Genomic DNA, 24803 nt, shown 5'->3' with positions numbered 1-24803 from the left:
CTGTGACCACCCTCGGCCCCCGCCACCTCCCGTTCTTCGTCTACGGCACGCTCCGCCCCGGCGAGCCCAACCATGACCGGTTCCTGCGGGGGCGGACCGTGTCCGAGGAGTCCGGCCGGCTCCCCGACGCGGTGCTCTACGACGGGCCCGGCTACCCCTGGGCCGTCGAGGAGCCCGGTGGGGCGGTGCACGGCGAACTGGTCACCGCCCGTCCGGAGGGCTACGGCAGACTCCTCCTGGAACTCGACGAGTTGGAGGAGTACGTGCCCGGCGACCCGCGCAGCCTGTACGTGCGCGTGGAGCGGGACGTCGTCCGGCGGCGGGACGGGGCCGCCGTCCGGTCCTGGGTCTACCTGGCGGGAGCCGCCGTCGCCGCGGGGCTGCGGGCGGACGGCCGCCGTATCGAGGGCGGTGACTGGACGGCCCGCGGGCTGCCGGACCACCCGGCGGCCACCTGACCGGCTGCTGCCTGACCGTCTCCAGCCTCACCGTCTCCGGTGCCACCGGCTGCGGCCCGACCGGCTCCGGGTTGACCGGCCCTGGCCTTACCGGGCTCGGGCCTCACCGGTCCCGGACCGACCGGTCCGGGTCTTGTCCGTCCCGGCTGTCCGGTGAGGTCCAAGTGGGCTGATCCGTGCTGGGGTTGGCCCGACCCGCTCGGTGTCGCCGGTCCCGGACCGGCCGGTCCGGGTCTCGTCCGTCCCGGCTGTCCGGCGAGGGCCAAGTGGGCTGATCCGTGCTGGGGTTGGCCCGGCCGGCTCGGTGTGGCCGGTCCCGAACCGACCGGCCCGGGTCTCGTCCGTCCCGGCCGTCCGGTGAGGTCCAAGTGGGCTGATCCGTGGCGGGGTTGGCTCGACCGGCTCGGTGTCGCCGGTCCCGGACCGACCGGTCCGGGTCTCGTCCGCCCCGGCCGTCCGGCGAGGACCAAGTGGCTTGATCCGTGCCGGGGTTGGCCGATCGGTCACCGTTGAGACATCGACGGGCCGGGCTACAGTCGTGCACCTGTTCGCGCAGCAACCCCACAGCACCCCACAGCACCCCGCAGCACCCCCGAAGGCCCGGTCCGGGCCCCGCCGCACCCGGACCCGGCCTCCCCCCACGTACACGCACGCAGCCAGGAGGTCTCCGAGCCATGCCTCTGCGCCACCTCGCCCCACGCGACCAGCACCTCTTCTGGCAGTACGGCCGCGGCCCCGGCGCACCCGTCCACGAACCGCTCGTGCACCGCGCGGTCGAACGGCACGCGATCGTCCACCCGCACGCGGTAGCCGCCGAACACCACGGCGCGACCCTCACCTACGGCGAACTCGACCGCTACGCCGGTGCCCTCGCCGCCCACCTGGTCCGTGAGGGCGTCCGGCCCGGCGACCACGTCGGCCTGTTCGCCCGCCGGTCCATCCCGATGCTGGTCGGCCTGCTCGCCGTCCTCAAGGCGGGCGCCGCCTACGTCCCGCAGGACGTCTCCCGCACCTCCCCGGACCGGCTCCGCCACATCGCGCGGACCGCCCGCACCCGGGTGGTCCTCACCCAGAAGGATCACGTCCCGCGCATCCCGCTCCCCGACGGCCACCGGGTGATCGCCCTCGACGACCCGGTGCCGTACCAGCGGGTCACCCCGATCCTGCTCCCGCACCCCGACGACGGCTGCCACGTCGTCTTCGCCGCCGGCCGCCCCGAGGGCGTGAAGGTGACCCACCGCAACGTCACCAGCCTGCTGCACACCGAACCGGGCGGCCTCGGCGTCCGGCCCGGCGACCGGGTGGCCCAACTCCTCGACCTCGCCTGCGGTCCGGCGGCCCGGGAGATCCTCGGCTGCCTCACCCGCGGCGCCACCCTGGTCATCGGCGGCGACGACCCCGCCGCCGCGGCCCGCACCGCGACCGTCCTGATCGCGACCCCGGCCGTGCTGTCCGGCATCGACCCCGCCGACTGCCCGCGCCTGCGCACGCTCGCCGTCACCGGGGAGCCCGGCCCGTCGCGCGCGCTCGCGGACCGCTGGTCGCGGCAGGCCGCCGTCCACGACTGCCGGGGTCCGGCCGCCAGTGCCGTCGTCAGCACCATGGCCCGCCACGACCCGTCGGCCGGAGGGCCGCCCGTGGCGCGGCCCGTGCCCAACAGCACGGTGTACGTCCTCGACGCCGACCGCAGGGCGCTGCCCGTCGGCGAGACCGGCGAGGTGTGGGCGGGCGGCGACTGCGTCCCGGCCGGGCACGTCGGCGGCGACGCGTCCGACGCCGGGCGGTACGCGCCCGATCCGTTCCTGGGCGAGGGCCGCACCATGGTCCGCACCGGCACCCTGGGCCGCTGGACCCGCGACGGCGGCCTCGAACACCTCGGCCCCGCGGGCGACGACCGCCCCGAGCCGGCCGCCCGGCCGCGCACCGGCGGCCGCCCGTCCCGCCCGGCCGCCGCCCCGTACGCCGACACCGCCCCGCGCGCCTGAGGGGTCCGGCGCCTCGCAACACGCCCTAGCCGGCCGGGCGGTCCGCCGCGGCCAGCGCGTCCGCGACCCCCGGTTCCCTCCTGCCGAGGAACCGGGGATCGGGCTCGAAGACCGCGTCCAGGGCCGCCTTGCCCGCCGCCAGGATCTCCCGCGTCCCGCCGTAGTACCAGGTCACGTCGTGCTTGGCGTCGACCCCTACGCCGTACGACGTCACTCCCGCCGCCTCGCACAGCGCCACCGCGCGCCGGATGTGGAAGCCCTGGCTGATCAGCACCGCCCGGTCCACGCCGAAGATCTTCTTCGCGCGGACGCAGGAGTCCCAGGTGTCGAAGCCGGCGTAGTCGGTGACGACGCGTCCGGCCGGGACCCCGTGCGCGGTGAGGTAGGCGCGCATCGCGTCCGGCTCGTCGTAGTCGTCACGGCTGTTGTCGCCGGTGACCAGGACCACCCGGACACGGCCCGCCTCGTACAACCGCGCCGCCGCGTTCAGGCGGTTGGCGAGGTACGGCGACGGTTCGCCGTCCCACAGGCCCGCGCCGAAGACGACCGCCACGTCGGTACGGGGGACGTCCGCCACCGTGCGCAGCCGGCCGGCCGTCGACACGTACAGCCAGGTCACCGGCAGCAGCGCCAGCACGCAGCCCGCCATCACGCCCTGCACCAGGCGCCGTCTGCCGGTGCGGGTGCGCGGCAGCCGCGGTCGGCGGATCCTCATACGGTCCTCCCCCTCGCGTCCCCCGGCCGCTCGCGGAGGCTCCGACCCTTCAGGACGCGGCCCGGGACGTTCCGGTTCACTCACAACCGCCCGGTCCGTGCCGTGAAGCGCGCGAAAACTTCCGTGACGGCCGGGCAACCCGGACGCAACCGCGCCCCGCGAGGATCCCGGCATGACCGTGTCCGGCCTCACCCCGCACCCCGGCCCGCCCGCACTGGTCCTGGTGGCCCACGGCAGCCGGGACCCCCGCGCGCTCACCACCGTGCGCGCGCTCGCGGACCGGGTGCGCGCGCTGCGCCCCGGTCTGTCCGTGCGCCTCGGCCACATCGAACTGAACGAGCCCCTGCTGCCGGACGCCCTCGCGGCCCTCGGCGGCGCCCCGGCCGTCCTCGTGCCGCTCCTGCTCGGCCGCGGCCACCACGTCAAGCGGGACATCCCGCGGGCCGCGGCCGCCGCCCGCGCGGTGACCCGGCTCGCCGCCCCGCTCGGACCGCACCCCCTGCTCGTCGACGTCCTGCACGACCGGCTGCTGGAGGCGGGCTGGCGGCCGCGGCCCGCCGGCGGCGTGGTCCTGGCGGCGGCCGGCTCCCGCGACCCCGACGCCGCCGCCGACACCGGCCGCACGGCCGGGCTGCTCGCCGCCCGCCTCGGCGTCCCGGTCCTCGCCGCCTACGCCTCCGCGGCGGCCCCGACGGTCCCGGACGCGATCGGCGCCCTCCGGGCGCGGGGCCGCCACCGCATCGCGCTCGCCTCCTACTTCACGGCCCCGGGCCGGTTCGCGACGGAGTGCGCCGCACACGCCCCGTGGCTCGCGGCCGCTCCCCTGGGAGCCCACCGGGCGATGGCGGACCTGGTCCTCCACCGGTACGACCGGTCCTGCTCGGCACCGCTGACGGCGGCCGCCTAGGACGGGAGGACGGCGTGGCCCGGCGAGGGCGCGGGGGACCGGCGCGGCCGTCCGCCGGGCACCCCGGAGTCCCGGCCGCGACCCGGTCCGGCGGCCGGGCGGACATCCCGCAAACTCCGTTTTGTCACCGTCAACCCGTACTGTCGAACCATGGCAGTCCCCGCACCCGCACCCACCTCGGCCTACGATCCGGCGTCAGCCGACCGCTGGGCCCCCGAACCCGACAAGCGCCCCGGACGCACCGCCTTCCAGCGCGACCGCGCCCGCGTCCTGCACAGTGCCGCGCTGCGCAGACTCGCCGGCAAGACCCAGGTCGTCACGCCCGGCAACACCAGCCAGATGTGGGACGCCAGCCCCCGCACCCGCCTCACCCACTCCCTCGAATGCGCCCAGGTCGGCCGGGAACTGGGCTTCGCCCTCGGCTGCGACCCCGACCTCGTGGAGGCCGCCTGCCTCTCCCACGACCTCGGCCACCCGCCCTTCGGCCACAACGGCGAACAGGCGCTGAACGAGTTCGCCGACGACTGCGGCGGCTTCGAGGGCAACGCCCAGTCGCTGCGGCTGCTCACCCGCATCGAGCCCAAGCGGTTCACCCCGGAGGGCTCCGTCGGCCTCAACCTCACCCGCGCCGCCCTGGACGCGGCCACCAAGTACCCGTGGCCGCGCGGCGCGCACCCCACCGACCCGGCGTCCCCGAAGTTCGGGGTGTACGAGGACGACCGCCCGGTCTTCGACTGGGTCCGCAAGGAGGCACCGGGCACCCGCACCTGCTTCGAGGCGCAGGTCATGGACTGGTCCGACGACGTCGCCTACTCCGTGCACGACGTCGAGGACGGCCTGCACGCCGGCCACATCGACCCCAACTGCCTGCACGCCGAACCGGAACGGCGGGAGATCTACGCCGTCGCCGTCGGCAGGTACGTGCCGGCCGGCACCGACCCCGCCGAACTCGCCGCCGCCCTCGACCGGCTCCAGGACCAGGAGTGGTGGCCGCACGGCTACGACGGCAGCGCGGTCGCCCAGGCCCGCCTCAAGGACGCCACCAGCCAGCTCATCGGCCGTTTCTGCCTGGCCGCGGAGGCCGCCACCCGCGACCGGTACGGCACCGGCCGGCTCACCCGCTACGGCGCCGAACTCGTCGTACCGCGCGAGGTCCGGCTGGAGTGCGCGGTGCTGAAGGCGATCGCCCACCGCTACGTCATGCAGCGTGCCGAGCAGGAACGGATCCGCGCCGAGCAGCGGGTGGTGGTCGCCGAACTCGCCGACGCGCTGACCCGCCGCGCCCCCGACGGCCTCGACCCGCAGTTCCGGGCGCTGTTCGACGCGGCGGGCGACGACCACGGCCGCAAGCGTGTGATCGTCGATCAGATCGCCTCGCTCACCGACGCCTCGGCACGGTCGCTGCACGCGAGGCTGACGGGGCGTATGTGAACATTTTGCGCCCCGCTGTGACACTCCGTGGACTGAACGGGTCATGATCGCGCCAGTGGGGGGCACTCCCTCTTCCCGCATCACGTTGCGTGCGGGAGGCTCACAGTGCGGCGCATGTGGGCGGCATATGTGGCGGCACCCTTACGAGGAGGCTTCAAGTGGTCGACGCGGACCAGACATTCGTCATCGTCGGTGGCGGACTCGCCGGCGCGAAGGCGGCCGAGACGCTGCGGGCCGAGGGTTTCACCGGCCGGGTGATACTGATCTGCGACGAACGCGACCACCCGTACGAGCGACCCCCGCTGTCCAAGGGCTACCTGCTCGGCAAGGAGGAACGCGACAGCGTCTTCGTGCACGAGCCCGCCTGGTACGCCCGCAACGACATCGAACTGCACCTCGGCCAGACCGTTGACCGCATCGACCGCGCCGCCAGGACCGTCCGCTTCGGTGACGACGGCACGATCGTCCGCTACGACAAGCTGCTGCTGGTCACCGGAGCCGAACCGCGCCGCCTGGACATCCCCGGCACCGACCTGGCCGGCGTCCACCACCTGCGCCGCCTCGCGCACGCGGAGCGCCTCAAGGGCGTCCTCGCCGCCCTCGGCCGCGACAACGGGCACCTGGTGATCGCGGGCGCGGGCTGGATCGGGCTGGAGGTCGCGGCGGCGGCCCGCACCTACGGCGCCGAGGTCACCGTCATCGAGCACGGCCCGACCCCGCTGCACGGCGTGCTCGGACCCGAGCTGGGCAACGTCTTCGCCCAGCTCCACCAGGAGCACGGGGTCCGGTTCCGCTTCGGCGTACGGCTCACCGAGATCGTCGGCCAGGACGGCATGGTGCTCGCCGCCCGCACCGACGACGGCGAGGAGCACCCGGCGCACGACGTGCTCGCCGCGATCGGCGCGGCGCCGCGCACCGGGCTCGCCGAGGCGGCCGGGCTGGAGATCGCCGACCGGGAGCACGGCGGCGGCATCGTCGTCGACGAGCGGCTGCGGACCTCCGACCCGAACGTCTACGCCGCCGGCGACGTGGCCTCCTTCCCGCACACCCTGTTCGGCACCCGGCTGCGGGTGGAGCACTGGGCCAACGCGCTCAACGGCGGCCCGGCGGCGGCCCGCTCGATGCTCGGCGGGGAGGCCGCCTACGACCGGGTGCCGTACTTCTTCTCCGACCAGTACGACCTCGGGATGGAGTACAGCGGCTGGGCGCCGGCCGGCTCCTACGACGAGGTCGTCATCCGGGGCGACGCGGGCCGGCGCGAGTTCATCGCGTTCTGGCTGAAGGAGGGCCGGGTGCTGGCCGGGATGAACGTGAACGTGTGGGATGTCACAGAGCCGATCCAGAAGCTGATCGTCTCGGGTGCCGTGGTGGACACGGACGCCTTGGCGGATCCGCGTGTGCCGTTGGGCAGCCTCGGCGCCTGAGGGGCCGCCGGGGGCCGCGGCGCCGCGGGTGCGGGCGCGATGCGGTTGCCCGCGCCGTTGCCCGCGCCTCTTCGGGGGGCTCGGGTGACCGTAGAATTCACCCGTGGCAGGACGGATCAATGACGAGGACGTGAAGGCGGTACGGGACGCGGTCCCGATCGACGCCGTCGTGTCCGAGTATCTCCAGCTGCGCAACGCGGGCGGCGGGAACCTCAAGGGACTCTGCCCGTTCCACGACGAGAAGTCGCCGTCCTTCCAGGTCAGCCCGAGCAAGGGACTCTTCCACTGCTTCGGCTGCCAGGAGGGCGGCGACACCATCACGTTCGTGATGAAGGTCGACCACCTCTCCTTCTCGGAGGCCGTCGAGCGGCTGGCCGGACTGGCCGGCATCACCCTGCGGTACGAGGAGGGCGGGTACAACCCCTCCCACCAGCGCGGCGAACGGATCCGGCTGGTCGAGGCGCACAAGATCGCCGCCGGCTGGTTCGCGGAACAGCTCGCCACCGGCCCGGAGGCCGAGGCCGGCCGGGTCTTCCTCGCCGAGCGCGGCTTCGACCAGGCCGCCGCCGTCCACTTCGGCGTCGGCTACAGCCCCCAGGGCTGGGACCACCTCACCCGCTATCTGCGCGGCAAGGGCTTCACGGACAAGGAACTGGTCCTCTCCGGGCTGTCGCAGGAGGGGCGGCGCGGCCCCATCGACCGGTTCCGGGGACGGCTGATGTGGCCGATCCGGGACATCGGCGGCGAGGTCGTCGGCTTCGGCGCCCGCAAGCTGTACGAGGCGGACAACGGGCCCAAGTACCTCAACACGCCCGACACCGCGATCTACCGCAAGTCCCAGGTCCTGTACGGCATCGACCTCGCCAAGCAGAGCATCGCCAAGGCCAGCCGCGCGGTCGTGGTCGAGGGCTACACGGACGTCATGGCCTGCCACCTGGCCGGGGTGACGACCGCGATCGCCACCTGCGGCACGGCCTTCGGCGGCGACCACATCAAGATCCTGCGCCGGCTGCTGATGGACAACGGCAGCGCCCGGGTGATCTTCACCTTCGACGGTGACGCGGCCGGCCAGAAGGCCGCCCTGCGCGCCTTCGAGGACGACCAGAAGTTCGCCGCCGAGACGTACATCGCCATCGCGCCCGACGGCATGGACCCGTGCGAGCTGCGCCTGGCCAAGGGCGACGAGGCGGTGACCGACCTGACCGAACCGCGGGTGCCGCTGTTCGAGTTCGCGCTGCGCCAGATCGTCGACCGCTACGACCTCGACACGCCGGGCGGCCGCGCGGCCGCGCTGGACGAGGCGGTGCCGGTGGTGGCGAAGATCAAGGAGGTCACGCAGCGGCGCGAGGTGGCGGTGCAGCTGGCGGGACTGGTCGGCATCCGCGACGAGCAGTACGTCGTGGAACGCGTCGGCGCGACGAGCCGGCGCACCGGCGGACGGCAGCGTCCCGGACCCTCGCGGACCCGCCAGGGCGGATACGAGGAGGCGGCGCCGCGGCCGGCCGTCTCCGGCCCGTCCCTCACCCTGCGCAACCCCGTCTACATCACCGAGCGCGAACTGCTCAAACTGGCGCTGCAGCGCCCGGAGCTGGTGTCGCCGGTCTTCGACGCCTTCGGTGTCGACGAGTTCACCGCCGCGCCGTACGCGGCCGTCTGCCAGGCCATCCTCGACACCGGCGGCGTGGAGTACGGCGTCCACGAACCCCAGGAGTTCCTGCACCAGGTCCTCGAAGCCGTCCCCGACGACACCGTCAAGTCGATGGTCACCGAGCTCGCCGTCGAGCCCATCAGGGCCAGGAACGTCGACGAGCCCTACGCGGGCGCCCAGCTGGTCACCGTCCGGCGGCGCGCGGTCGAACGCCGGGTCGCCGAGATCCACGTCACCCTGACCCGGCTCGGCCAGCACGGAGACCCCGCCCAACTCGCTTCCGTACAGAACGAGTTGTGGGTCCTCCAGCAGTACGACCAGGCGTTGAGGCAGCGCGGCGCCGCGGCGCTCTGAGCACGCGGTCACGGGCCGGACGCAAAAAGTCACCGCACGCCCCTCGTGGCGGCGATGTGTCGTACCCCACACTGGGGGCGGTGCCTGAGTCCTCGGAGCGCGGCCGGCCCGTCCCGGACGGGTCCCACACCCCCGCCGTTCCACTCATCGCGTACGGGACGGACAGCGGCGAGGCCGTCGTCTCCGCCCCCGAAGTACCGCTGCCGCACCCCCTGGCAGCGATCATCCAGGAGGTCGCCCCCGTGCAGACCCAGACCCTGACCCAGACCGACGGCGCGCTGACGGACGAGCCGGCGGCCGACGCCGGCGGATACGCCGGCGTGCCACCGCAGAGCCGGCTCGCGCTCCACCCCGAGACGGAGCCCGAGCAGCCCAAGGAGGCCGAGGGCCCGGCCGCCGAGGACCTCGCGGGTGACGCCCCGGAGCCCGACCCGGAGCCCGCCCGCGCGGTCCGCGTCGACACCGGCAGTCCCTCCGCCGACCTGTTCCGCCAGTACCTGCGCGAGATCGGCCGCATCCCGCTGCTCACCGCCGCCGAGGAGGTCGAACTCGCCCGCCGTGTCGAGGCCGGCCTGTTCGCCGAGGAGAAGCTGGGCAGCGCGCCGGACCTCGACAGCGAGCTGGCCCTGGACCTCGACCGGCTGGTCGTGATGGGCCGCATGGCCAAGCGCCGCCTGATCGAGGCCAACCTGCGGCTCGTCGTCTCGGTGGCCAAGCGGTACGTCGGCCGCGGCCTGACCATGCTGGACCTCGTCCAGGAGGGCAACCTGGGCCTGATCCGCGCCGTCGAGAAGTTCGACTACGCCCGCGGCTACAAGTTCTCCACGTACGCCACCTGGTGGATCCGCCAGGCCATGTCCCGCGCCCTGGCCGACCAGGCCCGCACCATCCGGGTCCCGGTCCACGTCGTGGAACTCATCAACCGGGTGGTGCGCGTCCAGCGCCGGATGCTCCAGGAGCGGGGCTACGAGCCGACGCCCGAGGAGGTCGCCGCGCACCTGGACCTGGCGCCGGAACGGGTGGGAGAGGTGCTGCGCCTGGCGCAGGAACCGGTCTCCCTGCACGCGCCGGTCGGCGAGGAGGACGACGTGGCCCTCGGCGACCTCATCGAGGACGGCGACGCGGCGAGCCCGGTGGAGTCGGCGGCGTTCCTGCTGCTGCGCGAGCACCTGGAGGCGGTGCTGTCCACGCTCGGCGAGCGGGAGCGCAAGGTCGTCCAGCTGCGGTACGGCCTGGCCGACGGGCGGCCGCGGACGCTGGAGGAGATCGGGCGGATCTTCGGGGTGACCCGGGAGCGGATCCGGCAGATCGAGTCGAAGACCCTCAACAAGCTCCGGGACCACGCCTTCGCGGACCAGTTGAGGGGCTACCTGGACTGAACCGACGCAAGAGGGGGCCGCCCGCGGGCGGCCCCCTCTTGCGTCGCATCCGGACCGGGGCTAGTCCACCTCGGCCACCGCCTGCGCGAACTGCGCCTTGTACAGCCGCGCGTAGGCACCGTCCGCCGCCAGCAGGTCGGCGTGGGCGCCCTGTTCGACGATCGAGCCGTTCTCCATCACCAGGATGGTGTCGGCGTCCCGGATCGTCGACAGCCGGTGGGCGATGACGAACGACGTCCGCCCGTGCGCCAGTTTGGCCATCGCCTTCTGGATCAGCACCTCGGTACGGGTGTCGACCGAGGACGTCGCCTCGTCCAGCACCAGGATCGTCGGGTCGGACAGGAACGCCCGCGCGATGGTGATGAGCTGCTTCTCACCGGCGCTGACACCCGTGCCCTCGTCGTCGATCACCGTGTCGTAGCCGTCCGGCAGGGTGCGTACGAACCGGTCCGCGTGGGCCGCCCGCGCCGCCTCCTCGATCTCGCCCCGGGTGACCTCGCGGGAGGAGCCGTAGGCGATGTTCTCCGCGATCGTGCCGCCGAACAGCCAGGTGTCCTGGAGCACCATGCCGATCCCGGCCCGCAGGTCGTCCCGGGACATGCGCGTGATGTCGACGCCGTCCAGGGTGATCCGGCCGCCGGACACGTCGTAGAACCGCATCAGCAGGTTGACCAGGGTGGTCTTGCCGGCGCCTGTCGGGCCGACGATCGCCACCGTGTGGCCCGGTTCCACCGTCAGCGAGAGGTCCTCGATGAGCGGCTTCTGCGGGTCGTACCGGAACGACACGTGCTCCAGCGCCACCCGCCCGCGCAGCTCCGCCGGACGCTCGCCCGGCACCGGGTCGGCCGCCTGCTCCTCGGCGTCGAGGAGTTCGAAGATCCGCTCGGCCGACGCGACACCGGACTGCACCAGGTTGGCCATCGAGGCGACCTGGGTCAGCGGCATCGAGAACTGCCGGGAGTACTGGATGAACGCCTGCACGTCACCGATCGACAGCGCGCCGGAGGCCACCCGCAGACCGCCGACGACCGCCACCAGCACGTAGTTCAGGTTCGACACGAACATCATCAGCGGCTGCATCACACCGCTGTTGAACTGCGCCTTGAACCCGGCCTCGTACAGCGCCTCGTTCTGCTCGGCGAACTGCTGCGCCGACTCGTGCTGCCGGCCGAAGACCTTCACCAGGGTGTGCCCGGTGTACATCTCCTCGACATGGGCGTTGAGCTTGCCGGTGGTGCGCCACTGCTGCACGAAGTGCGGCTGCGAGCGCTTGCCGATGCGGGTGGCGATCAGGAACGACAGCGGCACCGTGCACAGCGCCACCAGCGCCAGGATCCAGGACACCCAGAACATCACCGCGAGCACGCCGATGATGGTCAGCAGCGAGTTGATGAGCTGGCCCATCGACTGCTGCAGCGTCTGGCCGATGTTGTCGATGTCGTTGGTCGCCCGGGAGAGCACCTCGCCGCGCTGCCGCTTGTCGAAGTACGACAGCGGGAGCCGGGACAGCTTCGCCTGGACGTCCTCGCGCAGCCGGTACATCGTGCGGTTGACCGACCGGTTGACCAGCCGGGTCGCCACCGCCATCAGCAGGCCGGCGACGACGTACGTGCAGAGCGCGAACAGCAGGACGTCGCCGACCCGGCCGAAGTCGATGCCCTGGCCCGGCGTGAAGTCCGTGCTCTTCAGCATGTCGGCGATCGCGCCCTGGCCGCGCTCGTGCATGCCCTGGAGGACCTGCTCCTTGGTGGCCCCGGCCGGCATCTGCTTGCCGATGACACCGGCGAAGACCAGGTCGGTGGCGCGGCCCAGGATCTTGGGGCCGATCACGCTGAGGGTGACGCTCGCGACCACGCAGAACAGCAGCACGTAGATCGTGAGCTGTTCCGGCTTGAACCGGGCGAGCAGCCGCTTGCCCGAGTTCTTGAAGTCCATCGAGCGCTGGTCGGGGCCGCCCCCGGCCATCATGCGTCCCATGGGCCCGGCCATCAGGCGGCCTCCGCTTCCGTCAGCTGGGAGAGCACGATCTCCCGGTAGGTCTCGTTGCCGGCCATGAGTTCGTGGTGGCGGCCGGTGCCGACGACCCGTCCCTCGTCGAGGACGACGATCCGGTCGGCCTCCCTGATGGTCGCCACCCGCTGGGCGACGATGACGACGGTCGCCTCCGCCGTCTCCTCGGCGAGCGCGGCGCGCAGAGCGGCGTCGGTCGCGTAGTCGAGGGCGGAGAAGGAGTCGTCGAAGAGGTAGATCTCCGGGCGCTGCACGAGCGTACGGGCGATCGCCAGGCGCTGGCGCTGGCCGCCGGAGACATTGGTGCCGCCCTGGGCGATGGGCGCGTTCAGGCCGCCCTCCAGCTTCTCGACGAAGCCCTTGGCCTGCGCCACCTCCAGCGCGTGCCACAGCTCCTCGTCGGTGGCGTCCGGGTTTCCGTACCGCAGGTTCGTCGCCACGGTCCCGGCGAACAGGTAGGGCTTCTGCGGAACCATGCCGACGGTCTGCGCGAGCAGCTCGGGCGCGAGACCCGAGACGTCCTCGCCGTCCACGAGGACCTCGCCGTCGGTGGCGTCGAAGAGCCGCGCGACCAGTCCGAGCAGGGTGGACTTGCCGCTGCCGGTGGAACCGATGACCGCGGTCACCTCACCGGGCCTGGCCACCAGGTCGACGGCCTTGAGCACCGGCTCCTCGGCCCCCGGATAGCGGAACCCGGCGGCCCGGATCTCCAGATGACCGTGCCGGCGCAGCTCGGTGACCGGGGCGAGCGGCGGGACGACGCTGGACTCGGTGTCCAGGACCTCCTCGATGCGCTCGGCGCAGACCTCCGCGCGCGGCACCATCATGAACATGAAGGTGGCCATCATCACGGACATCACGATCTGCATCAGGTAGGCGAGGAAGGCCGTCAGGTCGCCGATCGCCATCTGGCCGCTGTCGATGCGGTGGGCGCCGAACCAGACCACGGCGATCGAGGACACGTTCACGGTCGTCATGACGATCGGGAACATCAGCGCGAGCATGTTGCCGGTGGCCAGCTGCATCTGGGTCAGGTCCTTGTTGGCCCCGCCGAACCGGCCCTGCTCGTACTCGTCGCGGACGAACGCGCGGATCACCCGGTTGCCGGTGATCTGCTCGCGCAGCACCCGGTTCACGGTGTCGAGCCGTACCTGCATGGACCTGAACAGCGGCCGCAGCCGGCGCACGATCAGGGTCACGGAGATGCCGAGCACGGGGACGACGGCGACCAGTACCCCGGACAGCGGTACGTCCAGGCCGAGAGCGAGGACGATGCCGCCGACACACATGATGGGCGCCGACACCATCAGCGTGAACGTCATCAGGACCAGCATCTGGACCTGCTGTACGTCGTTGGTCGTACGGGTGATGAGGGAGGGCGCTCCGAAGTGACCCACCTCACGTGAGGAGAAGGACTGCACCCGGTCGAAGACGGCGGCGCGGACGTCCCGGCCGAGCGCCGAGGCGGTCTTGGCGCCGTAGTAGACGGCACCGATGTTGCAGACGACCTGTGCGAGCGAGATGCCGATCATCAGGGCGCCGAACGACAGGATGTAATCCGTGTCACCCTTCACGACGCCGTTGTCGATGATGTGCGCGTTGAGCGTGGGCAGGTAGAGAGTGGCGCAGGTCTGCAGGAACTGCAGCAGCACCAGGATCGAGATGGGTTTCCTGTAGGGCCTGAGATAGGTCCGCAGAAGTCGTATGAGCACGCTGGGTCTCTCGGAGTCGGCGGTGGGGGCGGGTTCGCTTGCCCGGGAGGCGGGATCGCTTGCCCTAGGCCCCTATCGTCCGACACTCCACCCGTGTTACCTCAACCGATTAACCTGACGGCGGACAGACCCTTCATCCGGTTTACGCCCGGAACGCCCCCGGATGGGTCTGCTCCCGCACCGACACGAACTGCTGTCGCACCGCCTGCCCGACGGCCAGCTCGTCCCCGGGCTCCAGCACCTGGGCCGCCGCGCCCTGCCAGACCGGCGGGGTCCGCGGGTCCAGGGTCCCCTGCGAGACCCCGAGCGCCCAGGCCGCCTGCCGGGCCGCCCCGATCGCCGCGTAGTCCGCCGGCTGCGGTACGACGACCTGCGCGCCGAACAGCATCGGCGCCGCCGCCTGGACGGCGGACAGCTCGGCGGCCTGCCCCAGCAGGAAGATCCGCCGCACCTCCACGCCCCGGCCGCGCAGCACGTCCAGCGCGTCCGCGAGCCCGCACAGCATGCCCTCGAACGCGGCCCGCGCGAGATGCTCGGCCTTCATGGACTCCCGGCGCAGTCCGGCGAGCGTCCCGGCGGTGTGCGGCAGGTTCGGCGTCCGCTCGCCCTCCAGGTACGGCAGCATGACCAGGCCGTGCGAGCCCGGCGTCGACTTCATCGCGAGGTCGGACAGACTCTCCAGATCGGGCAGGCCGAGCAGTTCGGCGGTCCCGCGCAGGGTCCGCACCGCGTTCAGGGTGGTCACCACCGGCAGGTGCATCCCGGTGGCGTCGGCCAGCGACGTGATCATCCCGGAGGTGTCGGCGAGCGCCTCCGGGTGCACCGCCATCACCGAGCCGGACGCGCCGAGCGACACCACGGCGTCCCCGAAGCCCAGCCCCAGCCCGAAGGCGGCGGCCATGGTCTCGCCGGTCCCCGCGGAGATCAGCAGCCCCTCCGGAGTCGTACCGGCCGCGTCCGCGGGCCCGATCACCTCGGGCAGCATGGCCTGGTGGCCGAGGGCCAGTTCGACGAGGTCGGGCCGGTAGCCGCCGGTGGCGGCCGACCAGTAGCCGGTCCCGGAGGCGCCGCCGCGGTCGGTGGTCCTGCGCACGGGCCGCCCGAGCAGCTGCCACACCAGCCAGTCGTGGGCCTGCAGCAGCCCGGCGGTGCGGCGGGCGTTCTCCTGCTCCGCCTTCGCCAGCCAGCGCAGCTTGGTCACCGGCTGCGCGGCCTGCGGCACGCAGCCCACCGCCTGCGCCCACGCCTCCCGGCCGCCGAGCGCGTCGATGAGATCGGCCGCCGCGACCTGGGCGCGCCGGTCGCCGCCGACGATCGCCGGGCGGACGGTGTTGCCCTGGGCGTCCAGCGGGATCAGCGCGTTCTGCTGCGCGGAGACGCCGATGGCCTGCACGCCCTCCAGGAGTCCGCCGCCGGCCGCCTCGCCGAGCGAGAGCAGCCAGGCCTGCGGATCGACGTCACTGGGCCGCGCCGCGCCGTCCGGCGCGTCGACCGGGTGCGGTGCGTATCCCTGGCGGAGCACCGCACCCGTGTCCGTGTCGCAGACCACGATGCGCGTGAAATCCGGTGAGCTGTCCAACCCGGCGACTATCCCCATGCCCGAAATTCTGCCGCACGCGCCGCCGTGGTTCGCCCGGCGGGCGCCTTCCGGGGCGACGCGTGCCCTGCCGCGGGTGCGGACGCGGAGCGGTCAGCCGTTGCCGGTGCCCCAGTCGTCCGGCGCCGCGCCGTTGGTGTTGCGTTCGCGCAGGGACCGGACCCGGGCCGTCACCGAGTCGGGCACGTGGTCCCCGACCTTTGAGCTGACCGAGTGGAATGCCTTGCCCGCGTAGACCCGGCCCTGCTGGGCGGCCGTCTCCGCGGTGTTGCGGACCGCCGGGTTCTGGGCGACCTGGCGGGCGGACTTCTTCAGCTGCTCGTATCGCTCGCGTCCGGCCCTGGTACCCAGTACGTAGCCAAGAGCGAGCCCGGCGACGAACGTGAGCTTGTAGCGCATTGCGGCCACCCTTCCCTCGGGGGGAGTCTCGTCGGGGAGTACCGATTGGCGGAGCACCCCCCTGCTTGCGCTAATGTATGTGTCGCAGCGAGCGGGCGCCCACTGGCGAATACCCAGGTAGGTACGTTCGATGCAACGAGGCATTCCTCCGTAGCTCAATTGGCAGAGCAGCCGGCTGTTAACCGGCAGGTTACTGGTTCGAGTCCAGTCGGGGGAGCTCGGTCCTCCGTAGCTCAATTGGCAGAGCAGCCGGCTGTTAACCGGCAGGTTACTGGTTCGAGTCCAGTCGGGGGAGCATGCTGAACGAGGACCCCTGCGGGGGTCCTTTTTCATGTCCGTTCCGTGCCCGCGGGAACCGCTGGGCCTGCGCCGATGTCCTCAAGGTCGTGAGCGCCGCAGAAGCCGACCATCCGAAGCAGGAGATCGTATGAGCGGCTATGCTGCGGCAGACGGCGCGCACACTTGTACGCGACACGCCGCTATGGGGCGGTAGCTCAGCCGGTTAGAGCAGCGGACTCATAATCCGTCGGCCGTGGGTTCGAGTCCCACCCGCCCCACCACCTCCTACCCGCGCAGGAACGTTTTCACCTGCGGCGGCCAGTTGGGCCTCTCGCGGACGGCAGCCTGCTCGCCCATCACGGCACGGCGAGCGACGGGGAGACCGTCCTCTGCCTCGGCGGCACCGAGGTCCCTCTCAAGTCCGGCAAGAAGCGGGCCAGCCGGTACTGCGCCTCATCGGTCAGTTCATCAGTGCCGACCCGGTGCTGGACACCACGGACGGGCAGAGCCCCGACGGCCACGCCTGCTCCGCCGACCACCCCGTCACCCACGCGGACTTGGTCCGTCCAAGCACCGGGGCGCCTGCGCCGACGACCCGGCCCACCGGAACGGCGTCGAGGGACCGTTCAGCCAGCCGGACGCTACGGAACCGGTCCCGCCGGGTACGTCGCACGATGTGCCCGGCGGGGAATCCAGGGCCATCTTCTGTGTGGTCTTCTGGGTCGCCAGACTGACGTTCGTGCCGTTCGTCGAAGTGGGTCCCGAGAACCTCAGGGTGCACAACGTCTTCGAGACGTACGACATCCCGTGGCGGGCCGTCCGGGGCATCCGCGACGATCCGCGGCCGGGCGTCGTGGTCGACCTGGACGACCGGCGGACGGTCCGGCTCCAGGCGTTCACCAGGTGGCCGTCGTCCGGCCGCCACCAAAAGCTCGTCGACCGTCTGGAAGAGGCACGCCGAGCCGCACCGGCCGAGGGCGGCGCCTCGGTCACCGAGGGGAGGACCTCGGGGATCGCGGAGTTCCTGCTGGCCGTTCCCCTCGCGGGGGCCGTGGTCGGCCTCGTCGTCCAGGGCGTCTGGGGGCTGCTGAGCTGACGGTGCCCGCGCCGGGACGCGGCGGCGCACCGAGGACACGGTCCGCGGACGTCCGTGAGCCGTCCCTGGAGATCACGACGGTGCGAGCCGCCCGTCGCCGCCGCATCCGGTCTCGCCGACCGCGAACAGGGTGCGGCCACCGGGCTCGCGACCATGACCCGGCGGGTCGGCATCGCCACGGGGACGCCGGTCACGAGCGCCGTCGCCATTGCCGCGAAGGCCTCCTCGGCGCCCTCGCCGGCGCCGTGTTCCTGCGGGGTCCGAGGGCGAGTGCGCCCCGAGCGGGCCGCCGAACCCGCCGGTGAGCGGTGACGGCGGCCCGGTACGGTCAGGTGAAGCGGCGGATGAACGTCAGGGCCGTCTCGGCCACTTCCTGCCAGCCGTGGTCGATGGTGAGGGCGTGGCCCCGGCCCGGTATCTCGGTGATCTCGGTGACGCCGGGGTTGTGGAGCTGGTGCTTGTAGGAGGCGTTGGCGATGGCCCACGGCACGGTGTGGTCCTTCTCGCCGGAGATGATCAGGAGCGGGCCGCGGTCCGGGTTCCCGGTGTCGACCTTCGCCTCCGTCCAGGGGTTGAGGTTGGCGGTGGCGGCCTGGAAGAGCGGGGCGCCGGGGGCGGGGACGGCGAACGTCTCGAAGAGCTCCTTGGCCTCCTCCTCGCCGACCGCGTTGGCGAAGGCGTAGCGGAACTGCTCGTAGGTCAGCGGCACCGCACGGTGTCGGTTGGCGGGGTTGCCGAGCACCGGGGCGGACGAGCGCAGCGAGGAGACCGGCAGCGGCAGGACACCGCGGAACGGCGCCGGGTCGATGGCGACCGAGACGGCGGACAGGCCGCGGCCGGCGAGGATCTGGGTGAGCAGGCCGCCGAAGGAGTGGCCGACGACGGCCGGCTTGCGGTCGAGGCGCCCGATCAGTGCCGCCAGATGGTCGGCGACCTGCCCGACGGTCTTGCCGGCGAACACCTCCGGGTGGCTGTTGGCCTCGGCCACGGTCTCCGGGTCGTCGGGCCAGGAGAGCGAGAGCGCGGCGTAACCCGCCCGGTCGAAGTGCTCCACCCAGCGGTCCCAGCTGCTGGGCAGCAGCCACAGCCCGTGGACGAAGACCACGGGTGTCCTGCCGGAGTCGTTGGCGGCCTGGATCTGCTGTTCGTCGTGTGCGGACATGGCCGCAGGCTAGGGAACGCGGTCCGCGTCGCGCGTCCGTCAGATGACGGGTCTGCCGGCGTATTCGGCGACGTTCCCGACGGGTCCGCCGCCGTCAGCCGTGTCGTTGACGTGCTGTCAAACAGCTTTGTCGAAGCGGTCGTTGGCTGTCGCCGTGGCGATATCGAAAGAACGTACGCGTCTCATTCCCGCGGTGTAGCTTCTTGCCGTCAGTGGAGGCTTGAGCAAGGGGGGACGTGTGGTTGCCTCTCCGCAGACCGACAAGTTCGCCGCCCGCCTGCGGATGCTGAAGGACCGCAGCGGCCGCGGGTACGACCGCCTGGGGAAGGAGGCGGGCGTCAGCGGGTCCAGTCTGCATCGGTACTGCTCCGGCCTCAGCGTTCCGGCGGACTACCGGGTGGTGCACGCCTTCGCCAAGGTGTGCGGCGCGAGCGCGGAGGAGCTTCGCGAACTCCACCGGCTGTGGGCGCTGGCGGACACCGACCGGGACGGGGCGGCCGCGTCCGGCACACCGGAACCCGAGCCGGAACCTGAGGCGGAGCCGGAAGCCGAGGCGGACCCGGTCCCGGACCCGGACCCGGAGCCGGAGCCGGCGGCCGGGGCGGAAGCGGGGGAGGAGGCCGCGGAGGCCGGCGGGGCCGTTGCGGCGGAGCCCGGCGCGGACGAGGTGACACCCCTCGGCGGCACCCCCGAGCGGGCGGCGGCCCGGCACCGGTCCCGGCTGCCCGAGAGGCTGTCCTCGCGCTCGGCGATCCTGGCCGCCGTGGCCGCCGTCGTGCTGGTGGCCGGGTTCGTGTGGCTGCCCGTCGGCAGCTCCACGGGCGACACGCCGTCGGCCGGGGGCGGGCTGCTGTACTCGCCCGCGTGCCGGACGGTCAGCATGGGACAGCACGACGAGTGCGTGCGCGAGGTCCAGACCCTGCTGACACGGGCGAACGGCAGGCTGGCCATCGACGGGGACTTCGGGCCGGAGACGCTGCGCCGGGTGACCGCGTTCCAGGTGCTCGCGGGGCTGCCCGCCACCAACGTGGTCGACGACGCCACCAAGAAGGCGCTCTACGCGCACCGGGTGAGCATGACGACCTGGTCGCCGGCGAAGGTGGCGCAACGGGTCCGCGAGGTGTTCACCGAGGACCCCGGCACCGCGGTGGCGGTGGCCCGCTGCGCGTCGTTCCTCGACCCGCTGTACGTGCTGCCCAACACCAACGGCAGCCGCAACTGGGGCGTGTTCCAGATCTCCGACACCCGGTTGCAGGACCTGCACGGCACCCCGATGCGCGCGTTCGACCCGGACTGGAACATCAGGGCGGCCCACCGGCTGTGGAGCGTCCGGCACGACTTCCACGACTGGCCCTCCTGCGAGGCGGCGCTGAACGACTCGCCCAGCGGCACACCGCGGCGCTGACGCGCGGAGCTCCGGGCGCCGAAGCGGCGGCACCCGGAGCTCCGCTCCCCCGACAGCGGTGTCACACCGTGCCGTTCTCCCACCACCAGGCCCGGCCGAGGTCGGCCCGGCTGTCCACGTGCTGGTGGTCGACCGTGTACGTCTCCAGGCCGGAGAACCCGCAGGTCTCCGCCTTCTGGTAGACGGTCTTGTTGGCCACGCCCGGTACGTCCAGGTCGGCGGCGGTGCCGTACAGGTGCATGCTGTCGCTGGCCCCGCCGATGTCGGCGTTGTGCGCGATGCTGCGGAAGCCGGAGTTGACCGTGATCGGCTTGTCGCCGAGCTTCTTGCGCAGCGCCTCCAGCTTGTACATGCAGCGGCGGACGTTCTCCTTCACCTGCGACGCGCTCAGCTTGCCGCCGTTGAAGGTGCCGTCCGACTGGTTGACGAACTCGCTGAAGTTGAAGTGCAGCGTGGAACCGTCGGACTGCTCCAGCGAGTTGAGCTTCGCCTGGGTGTTGGGGCCGACCTCGGCGTCGACACCGAGTCCGTACGCCGCCTGGAAGCGCCGTACGGCGGCCGCCGTGCCGGGGCCGAACTCGCCGTCGATGCCGACGCGGGTCTGGCCGGCGCTGTCCGCCGCCCAGCCGGCGACCCGGATCTGCAGCTCGGTCACGTCGGAACCGGTCGCGCCCTCGGTCAGCGTGCGCGACCAGGAGTAGGCCTGCGCGGTGCCCGAGAACAGGAGCTGGCCGAAGGCGACGCCGGCACCGGCGGCCAGCGTGCCGCGCAGCATGGTGCGGCGGTCCATGGGACGGAAGGAGGAGGTCATGGTCGTCCTTTCGGGAAGAGCGGGTCAGTAGGCGATCTGGAAGGTCACGTTCTGCGCGTCGGTGTCGTAGGCGTGCACGCGCAGGACGAAGTGGGTGCCGTCCAGGACGTCGGTGGCGACGGTCCCCCACTCGGTACCGTGCGTGGTGTACGCGTCACCGTTGTTGCACTTGGTGGTGTGGTCGGTGAACACCACGCACGCGTCCAGGTACACGCCCGGCACGTCCGTGACGAGGCGCAGGTTGATGTCGCTGCACCGCGAGGACGTGGTGTAGGTGCCGTACTCCTTGGCGGCCGCCTGGTAGTGGTACGTCAGGGTCTTCGCGCCGCCGTAGCAGCTGGCGGCGGCGGCCGAGGTCTGCGCGGAGGCGGGCGCGGCGCCCGCTCCCAGCAGGGCGGCCGCTGCGGTCAGGGCCGCGGGCAGGATCGTGCTCCGGATCATGGTGGTCCCCGTTCTGTGTGGGAGGAGAGGGAGGGTCAGAAGGCGAGCTGCACGACGGCGTCGTCACCCTCCAGGGGCACGCCGTTGGGCACCGTGAACCGGGTGCCGTCCAGGACGTCGGTGGCGATGGTCGTCCAGCCGCGGCCGACCCTGGTCCAGTGGTTGCAGACGCCCGTCCTCGCGAACTTCACGCAGGCGTTGACGTACTCCGCGGTTCCGCCGGTGACCCGCATGTTGATGTCGGTGCAGCGGCTGGTGGTCACGTACGGCCCGAAGTCGACGACGTCGCCGTACCGCGCCGTGACGGCCCCGCCGTAGCAGGTCGTCGCGGCCGCCGCGGCGGGTGCCGCCGCCACGGTGGCGGTGCTGCGGTTGGCGAGCCGGTCCAGGTCGGCCTGGGTGCCGTTGAAGACGTCCGCGGTCGCCGGCGCCTTGATGCCGGGGAACAGCGCGGCGTCGGTGTACTGCCACATCGTCCAGGTCGCCGAGCCGGTCGGCACCGGCGGCTGGGTGATCGACTGGCGGTAGTCGGCGAGCTGCAGCGGATAGCGGGCGAACGCGGTGGTAGAGCCCAGGCAGTCGTCCAGGAAGGACTTCTGGGTGTAGATGACCGGAGTGCGTCCGAAGGCCGCCTCCACCGCGTCGAGCCAGGCCTTGGCGTCGGCGACCGTGCCGTAGGTGGGGCAGCGCCCGGTGCCGTCGTCCATGCGCTCCAGGTCGAACACCGGCGGCAGGTCGCCCGCCCGCTGCCCGGTGTAACCGGTGGCCCGGACGGCGGCGATGAACCGGTCGGCCTGCGCGGCACCGGTGTCGGCCGCGGTGCCCGTGTAGAAGTGGTAGGGCGCGACGGCCAGTCCCGCCGCCCGGGCCGCCGGCAGGTCGGTGGCCAGGTACTCGTCGGTGACGTTCAGGCCGCGGGTGGCCTTGACCGTGGCGAACTCGACCCCGGAGGCCTTGACGGCCTTCCAGTCGATGGGGGCGCCGCCGGGGTGCTGGTACTTGGCGGTGTCGAGTCCGTCGACCGGGTAGCCGGCCGGGCGCGGCGGCGTGCAGTACGCGGCGCGGCCGGACCAGTCCACCAGCTTCGCCCAGGTGTTGGGGCCGATGACGCCGTCGGCACTGAGGTTGGCGCAGTGCTGGAACTCGACGACCCGGCTCTCGGTGCCGCCGCCGAAGTCGCCGTCGATCGTCAGCGGCGGGTAGTGGAAGGGCTCCATGGCCAGGTTCAGCCGGCACTGCGCTTCCTCGACCTCGGTGCCCTTCGCGCCCTTCTGCAGGCTCGGGCGGGTCTCCGTGTGGCCGCACACGGACGCCTGCGCGGTGCCCGGCGTGCCGTGGGTCGCGCAGGTGTGCGGCTGCGCGGCCCAGGTGTTCAGCGCGGCCCAGGTCTGCGGGCCGAGCACACCGTCCGCGCCCAGTCCGGCGCACCGCTGGAACTCCACGACCCGCGTCCGGGTCGCCGGCCCGAACGAGCCGTCCGCCGCGATCGGCGTGTACCCGCTCGGTTTCGTCGCCAGGCTGAGCTGGCACTGCGCCTCGGTCGTCGGGTCTCCCGTCGATCCCTCCTGCAGTGTGGGCTGTGCGCTGGTGTGCCCGCAGACCGCGACCGCCGCGGCCGTGGCGGACTGTGCCGCCGTCGCCCCGTACAGGGGCAGGATCGCTGCCACGGCGAGGGTCAGACCCCGCAGAAGCGTCCTCTGTCCCATCTGGTGTTCCCCCTCGGATCGGTGACCGGGATCTCCCGGCCGGGATCAGGCTGGCAGGGCTCGCCCGGCCCCGGCCCGGCTTGCGCCCGGCCGGGACGCCGGGACACCGGCACGCCTGTGAGCTGCGGGGCGGCACCGCCTCTGGGACGCGTCTGGGACACGAGGGTGAGGACCGGGGGGGGGCGACTTCGTCCACGTCAGGTGACCATCGGTCGTCAACGCGCCGTCGATTTGGATCACCATGTGACATAAAGGAACAGGCAATGTCTTCTGCCTGAATCACTCGTTACGGAACGGGAAAGGCTCTGGCGCCCTCCTCCTGTGCGTAGGGCATAGGCACGGGCAGGGAAGTCAGGGACTGAGCACATGGGTTTGACCAGTCGAACGACCGTATACGCGACGGCGGCGGTGGCCGTCCTGTGCGTGGCGCTGCTGGTCTGGCTGTGGCCGCGCTTCGCCAGGCCGGGGCTGTGGCAGGTGCTGGGGCGGCTCGCCGTCATCGGCGTCACCCAGGTGACGATCGTCGCGGCGTTCGCGTGCGCGGTGAACTCGTCGTACCAGTTCTTCGGTTCCTGGAAGGAGCTGTTCGGCGACGTCGACACCGCTCCCGTCGGCGTCACGCAGGCGGCCGGCGGCAGCGGCGGCGGTTCGGTGAACGGCGTCAGCAGCGTGCACGGCGCGCTCGTGCAGCCCGCGGGCGACCAGCAGTTGAACCGGGTCGACGGACTGCCGGACGGACCGGCCGCGACCGTCGGCCGGGTGGAGTCCGTCAAGATCGTCGGCAGGCGCACCGGCGTGGTCGACCCGGCCTTCGTCTACCTGCCGCCGCAGTACTTCCAGAAGGCGTACCACCGCATGCGGTTCCCGGTGATCGTCGCGCTCAGCGGCTACCCGGGCAGCATCTTCAACCTCGCCCAGCACCTGCGGGTCTCGCAGACCGCCGGGGAACTCCAGGCCAAGGGCCAGATGCAGCCGACGATCATGGTGATGATCCGGCCCACCGTCGCCCCGCCGCGCGACACCGAGTGCGTGGACGTCCCCGGCGGACCGCAGACCGAGACGTTCCTGGCCAAGGACCTGCCGGAGGCGATCAGGTCGGCCTACCGGGCCGGGCACGACGCGAACTCCTGGGGCGTCATGGGGTACTCCTCGGGCGGCAGTTGCGCCCTCCAGCTCACCATGCGCGACCCCGGCGTCTACACCACGGCCGCCGCCCTGTCCCCGGACTACCGGGTCAAGGACGACCCCACCACCGGCAACCTCTTCGGCAGCGGACCGGACCGGCAGGCACGGGTCGACGGGCACGACCTGACGTGGCGGCTGAAGCACCTGCCCGTCCCCCAGGTCTCGGTCCTGGTCGCCAACAGCAGGCACGGCGAGAAGGGCTACCCGCAGACCCAGGCCTTCATCAAGGCGGTCCGGGCGCCCATGCGGGTCGTCTCCATCCTCCCCGAGAACGGCAGCCACAACTTCCCCACCTGGGTACGGGAGATGCCCGCCGCCCTGAAGTGGATGAACGGCCAGCTGACCTTCCCGCAGGACGTCGTGCCCCGGCACCCCGCGAAGAGGTCGACCGAGGCCGGGGGCGCGTCCCGGCCCACCCCCGCCGCCCCCGCGCCGGGCGGTCACGGCTCGCTGCGCGCCGAGGGCACGGAACCCGGCTCCGGCGCCACCGCCCGCCGCTGACCGGCGCCCCGCGGCGGCGGGAGCCGCGGCCGCCAAGTCCCCTCCCGTTACGCGCGGATGACGCCGTGTTGCGGGCGCGTCAAAGCAGCTGCCCGGCGGTGCCGGACGCGCGAATCCGGTGATGGGGAGGCGGGAAGGGGTTTCCAACTCGCGGCGCTCATGAGGCTTGGAGGTGCCGATCTCGGGGCATGGCCCTCC

The 24803-nt window shown here is 72.5% G+C and carries 19 protein-coding genes and 3 tRNA genes; 13 read left to right on the top strand and 9 right to left on the bottom strand.

Translation table 11 applies throughout. The features are described from left to right. Nucleotides 1–2 precede the first annotated feature (2 nt). Together ACIQOE_RS03725 and ACIQOE_RS03720 are read left to right on the top strand one after the other, a co-directional pair. Nucleotides 3–458 (top strand): gamma-glutamylcyclotransferase family protein, encoded by a 456-nt coding sequence (locus ACIQOE_RS03725; protein WP_401409472.1) that lies wholly within the window; start codon nucleotides 3–5, stop codon nucleotides 456–458. A gap of 674 nt (nucleotides 459–1132) precedes the next feature. After that, nucleotides 1133–2443 (top strand): AMP-binding protein, encoded by a 1311-nt coding sequence (locus ACIQOE_RS03720; protein ID WP_401409470.1) that lies wholly within the window; start codon nucleotides 1133–1135, stop codon nucleotides 2441–2443. Nucleotides 2444–2468: 25 nt separating this feature from the next. On the opposite strand, the gene ACIQOE_RS03715 is transcribed toward ACIQOE_RS03720, so the two are convergent. Beyond that, nucleotides 2469–3158, bottom strand: coding sequence for an ElyC/SanA/YdcF family protein (locus ACIQOE_RS03715; protein WP_365563538.1), 690 nt, complete (start codon nucleotides 3156–3158; stop codon nucleotides 2469–2471). Between the two features lie 172 nt (nucleotides 3159–3330). Between ACIQOE_RS03715 and ACIQOE_RS03710 the strand changes: the two genes are divergently transcribed. The 5 genes from ACIQOE_RS03710 to ACIQOE_RS03690 all read left to right on the top strand — a co-directional run bounded on the left by ACIQOE_RS03710 (nucleotide 3331) and on the right by ACIQOE_RS03690 (nucleotide 10301). Further along, nucleotides 3331–4065 (top strand): sirohydrochlorin chelatase, encoded by a 735-nt coding sequence (locus ACIQOE_RS03710; protein ID WP_401409468.1) that lies wholly within the window; start codon nucleotides 3331–3333, stop codon nucleotides 4063–4065. 150 nt (nucleotides 4066–4215) lie between these two features. Beyond that, nucleotides 4216–5496 carry a deoxyguanosinetriphosphate triphosphohydrolase gene (locus ACIQOE_RS03705; RefSeq protein WP_401409466.1) on the top strand — a complete coding sequence of 427 codons (1281 nt, stop codon included), beginning with the start codon at nucleotides 4216–4218 and terminating at the stop codon, nucleotides 5494–5496. A gap of 158 nt (nucleotides 5497–5654) precedes the next feature. Beyond that, the gene (locus ACIQOE_RS03700) at nucleotides 5655–6920 is read left to right on the top strand and encodes an FAD-dependent oxidoreductase (protein ID WP_351319732.1); all 1266 of its coding nucleotides are present in this window, start codon (nucleotides 5655–5657) and stop codon (nucleotides 6918–6920) included. Between the two features lie 103 nt (nucleotides 6921–7023). Further along, on the top strand, nucleotides 7024–8922 hold the full coding sequence (dnaG, locus tag ACIQOE_RS03695; protein ID WP_401409463.1) for a DNA primase: 1899 nt from the start codon (nucleotides 7024–7026) through the stop codon (nucleotides 8920–8922). 80 nt (nucleotides 8923–9002) lie between these two features. Beyond that, entirely contained in the window at nucleotides 9003–10301 is a 1299-nt protein-coding gene (locus ACIQOE_RS03690) for an RNA polymerase sigma factor (protein ID WP_365563546.1), read from the top strand. 60 nt (nucleotides 10302–10361) lie between these two features. Here ACIQOE_RS03690 and ACIQOE_RS03685 read toward each other — a convergent pair whose 3' ends face one another. The 4 genes from ACIQOE_RS03685 to ACIQOE_RS03670 form a co-directional block, all read right to left on the bottom strand. Next, nucleotides 10362–12290: an ABC transporter ATP-binding protein gene (locus tag ACIQOE_RS03685; protein WP_365563549.1), complete on the bottom strand. Its 1929-nt coding sequence runs from the start codon at nucleotides 12288–12290 to the stop codon at nucleotides 10362–10364. Beyond that, entirely contained in the window at nucleotides 12290–14023 is a 1734-nt protein-coding gene (locus ACIQOE_RS03680) for an ABC transporter ATP-binding protein (RefSeq protein ID WP_401409461.1), read from the bottom strand. Before ACIQOE_RS03680 ends, ACIQOE_RS03685 begins: the two co-directional genes overlap by 1 nt. A 142-nt stretch (nucleotides 14024–14165) precedes the next feature. Then, nucleotides 14166–15620 (bottom strand): FGGY family carbohydrate kinase, encoded by a 1455-nt coding sequence (locus ACIQOE_RS03675; protein ID WP_351319742.1) that lies wholly within the window; start codon nucleotides 15618–15620, stop codon nucleotides 14166–14168. Between the two features lie 93 nt (nucleotides 15621–15713). Continuing rightward, a complete protein-coding gene (locus ACIQOE_RS03670) occupies nucleotides 15714–16019 on the bottom strand; it encodes a YtxH domain-containing protein (protein WP_351319744.1) in 306 nt (101 codons plus the stop codon). Nucleotides 16020–16163: 144 nt separating this feature from the next. Here ACIQOE_RS03670 and ACIQOE_RS03665 point away from each other — a divergent pair. The 4 genes from ACIQOE_RS03665 (at nucleotide 16164) to ACIQOE_RS03650 (ending at nucleotide 17394) form a co-directional block, all read left to right on the top strand. Further along, nucleotides 16164–16236, top strand: a tRNA-Asn gene (locus tag ACIQOE_RS03665). Nucleotides 16237–16241: 5 nt separating this feature from the next. Further along, nucleotides 16242–16314 (top strand) — tRNA-Asn (locus ACIQOE_RS03660). Between the two features lie 188 nt (nucleotides 16315–16502). Further along, nucleotides 16503–16579 (top strand) — tRNA-Ile (locus ACIQOE_RS03655). Nucleotides 16580–17037: 458 nt separating this feature from the next. Further along, nucleotides 17038–17394, top strand: a complete 357-nt coding sequence (locus ACIQOE_RS03650) for a PH domain-containing protein (protein ID WP_401409458.1) — start codon at nucleotides 17038–17040, stop codon at nucleotides 17392–17394. A gap of 328 nt (nucleotides 17395–17722) precedes the next feature. Here the strand turns inward: ACIQOE_RS03650 and ACIQOE_RS03645 are convergent, their stop codons facing one another. Next, the gene (locus ACIQOE_RS03645; RefSeq protein WP_401409456.1) at nucleotides 17723–18556 is read right to left on the bottom strand and encodes an alpha/beta hydrolase; all 834 of its coding nucleotides are present in this window, start codon (nucleotides 18554–18556) and stop codon (nucleotides 17723–17725) included. A gap of 238 nt (nucleotides 18557–18794) precedes the next feature. Between ACIQOE_RS03645 and ACIQOE_RS03640 the strand changes: the two genes are divergently transcribed. Then, entirely contained in the window at nucleotides 18795–19961 is a 1167-nt protein-coding gene (locus ACIQOE_RS03640) for a helix-turn-helix domain-containing protein (RefSeq protein ID WP_401409454.1), read from the top strand. Between the two features lie 61 nt (nucleotides 19962–20022). Here ACIQOE_RS03640 and ACIQOE_RS03635 read toward each other — a convergent pair whose 3' ends face one another. From ACIQOE_RS03635 to ACIQOE_RS03625, 3 genes are read right to left on the bottom strand one after another with little or no spacing between them, the layout of a single operon-like run. Further along, nucleotides 20023–20772 carry a D-Ala-D-Ala carboxypeptidase family metallohydrolase gene (locus tag ACIQOE_RS03635; protein WP_401409451.1) on the bottom strand — a complete coding sequence of 250 codons (750 nt, stop codon included), beginning with the start codon at nucleotides 20770–20772 and terminating at the stop codon, nucleotides 20023–20025. Between the two features lie 24 nt (nucleotides 20773–20796). Further along, nucleotides 20797–21213, bottom strand: a complete 417-nt coding sequence (locus ACIQOE_RS03630; protein WP_401409448.1) for a hypothetical protein — start codon at nucleotides 21211–21213, stop codon at nucleotides 20797–20799. Between the two features lie 35 nt (nucleotides 21214–21248). Further along, nucleotides 21249–22919 carry a GH25 family lysozyme gene (locus ACIQOE_RS03625; protein WP_401409445.1) on the bottom strand — a complete coding sequence of 557 codons (1671 nt, stop codon included), beginning with the start codon at nucleotides 22917–22919 and terminating at the stop codon, nucleotides 21249–21251. A gap of 366 nt (nucleotides 22920–23285) precedes the next feature. On the opposite strand from ACIQOE_RS03625, the gene ACIQOE_RS03620 reads away from it, so the two are divergent. Next, complete coding sequence (locus ACIQOE_RS03620) at nucleotides 23286–24605, top strand: alpha/beta hydrolase-fold protein (protein ID WP_401409442.1); 1320 nt, start codon at nucleotides 23286–23288, stop codon at nucleotides 24603–24605. The last annotated feature ends 198 nt before the right edge of the window (nucleotides 24606–24803 follow it).

Origin of the sequence: Streptomyces sp. NPDC091282, from assembly GCF_044757385.1 — a bacterium.
Classification (GTDB): Bacteria; Actinomycetota; Actinomycetes; order Streptomycetales; family Streptomycetaceae; genus Streptomyces; species Streptomyces gramineus.
This window is presented reverse-complemented; position numbering and strand designations above follow the sequence as displayed.

Coding starts and splice junctions, on each gene's coding strand:
- ACIQOE_RS03645 (WP_401409456.1), bottom strand. CDS start 18,556: ATGTCCGCACACGACGAACAGCAGATCCAGGCCGCCAACGACTCCGGC.
- ACIQOE_RS03715 (WP_365563538.1), bottom strand. CDS start 3,158: ATGAGGATCCGCCGACCGCGGCTGCCGCGCACCCGCACCGGCAGACGG.
- ACIQOE_RS03625 (WP_401409445.1), bottom strand. CDS start 22,919: ATGGGACAGAGGACGCTTCTGCGGGGTCTGACCCTCGCCGTGGCAGCG.
- ACIQOE_RS03710 (WP_401409468.1), top strand. CDS start 3,331: ATGACCGTGTCCGGCCTCACCCCGCACCCCGGCCCGCCCGCACTGGTC.
- ACIQOE_RS03670 (WP_351319744.1), bottom strand. CDS start 16,019: ATGCGCTACAAGCTCACGTTCGTCGCCGGGCTCGCTCTTGGCTACGTA.
- ACIQOE_RS03630 (WP_401409448.1), bottom strand. CDS start 21,213: ATGATCCGGAGCACGATCCTGCCCGCGGCCCTGACCGCAGCGGCCGCC.
- ACIQOE_RS03685 (WP_365563549.1), bottom strand. CDS start 12,290: ATGGCCGGGCCCATGGGACGCATGATGGCCGGGGGCGGCCCCGACCAG.
- ACIQOE_RS03620 (WP_401409442.1), top strand. CDS start 23,286: ATGGGTTTGACCAGTCGAACGACCGTATACGCGACGGCGGCGGTGGCC.
- ACIQOE_RS03720 (WP_401409470.1), top strand. CDS start 1,133: ATGCCTCTGCGCCACCTCGCCCCACGCGACCAGCACCTCTTCTGGCAG.
- ACIQOE_RS03705 (WP_401409466.1), top strand. CDS start 4,216: ATGGCAGTCCCCGCACCCGCACCCACCTCGGCCTACGATCCGGCGTCA.
- ACIQOE_RS03635 (WP_401409451.1), bottom strand. CDS start 20,772: ATGACCTCCTCCTTCCGTCCCATGGACCGCCGCACCATGCTGCGCGGC.
- ACIQOE_RS03675 (WP_351319742.1), bottom strand. CDS start 15,620: ATGGGGATAGTCGCCGGGTTGGACAGCTCACCGGATTTCACGCGCATC.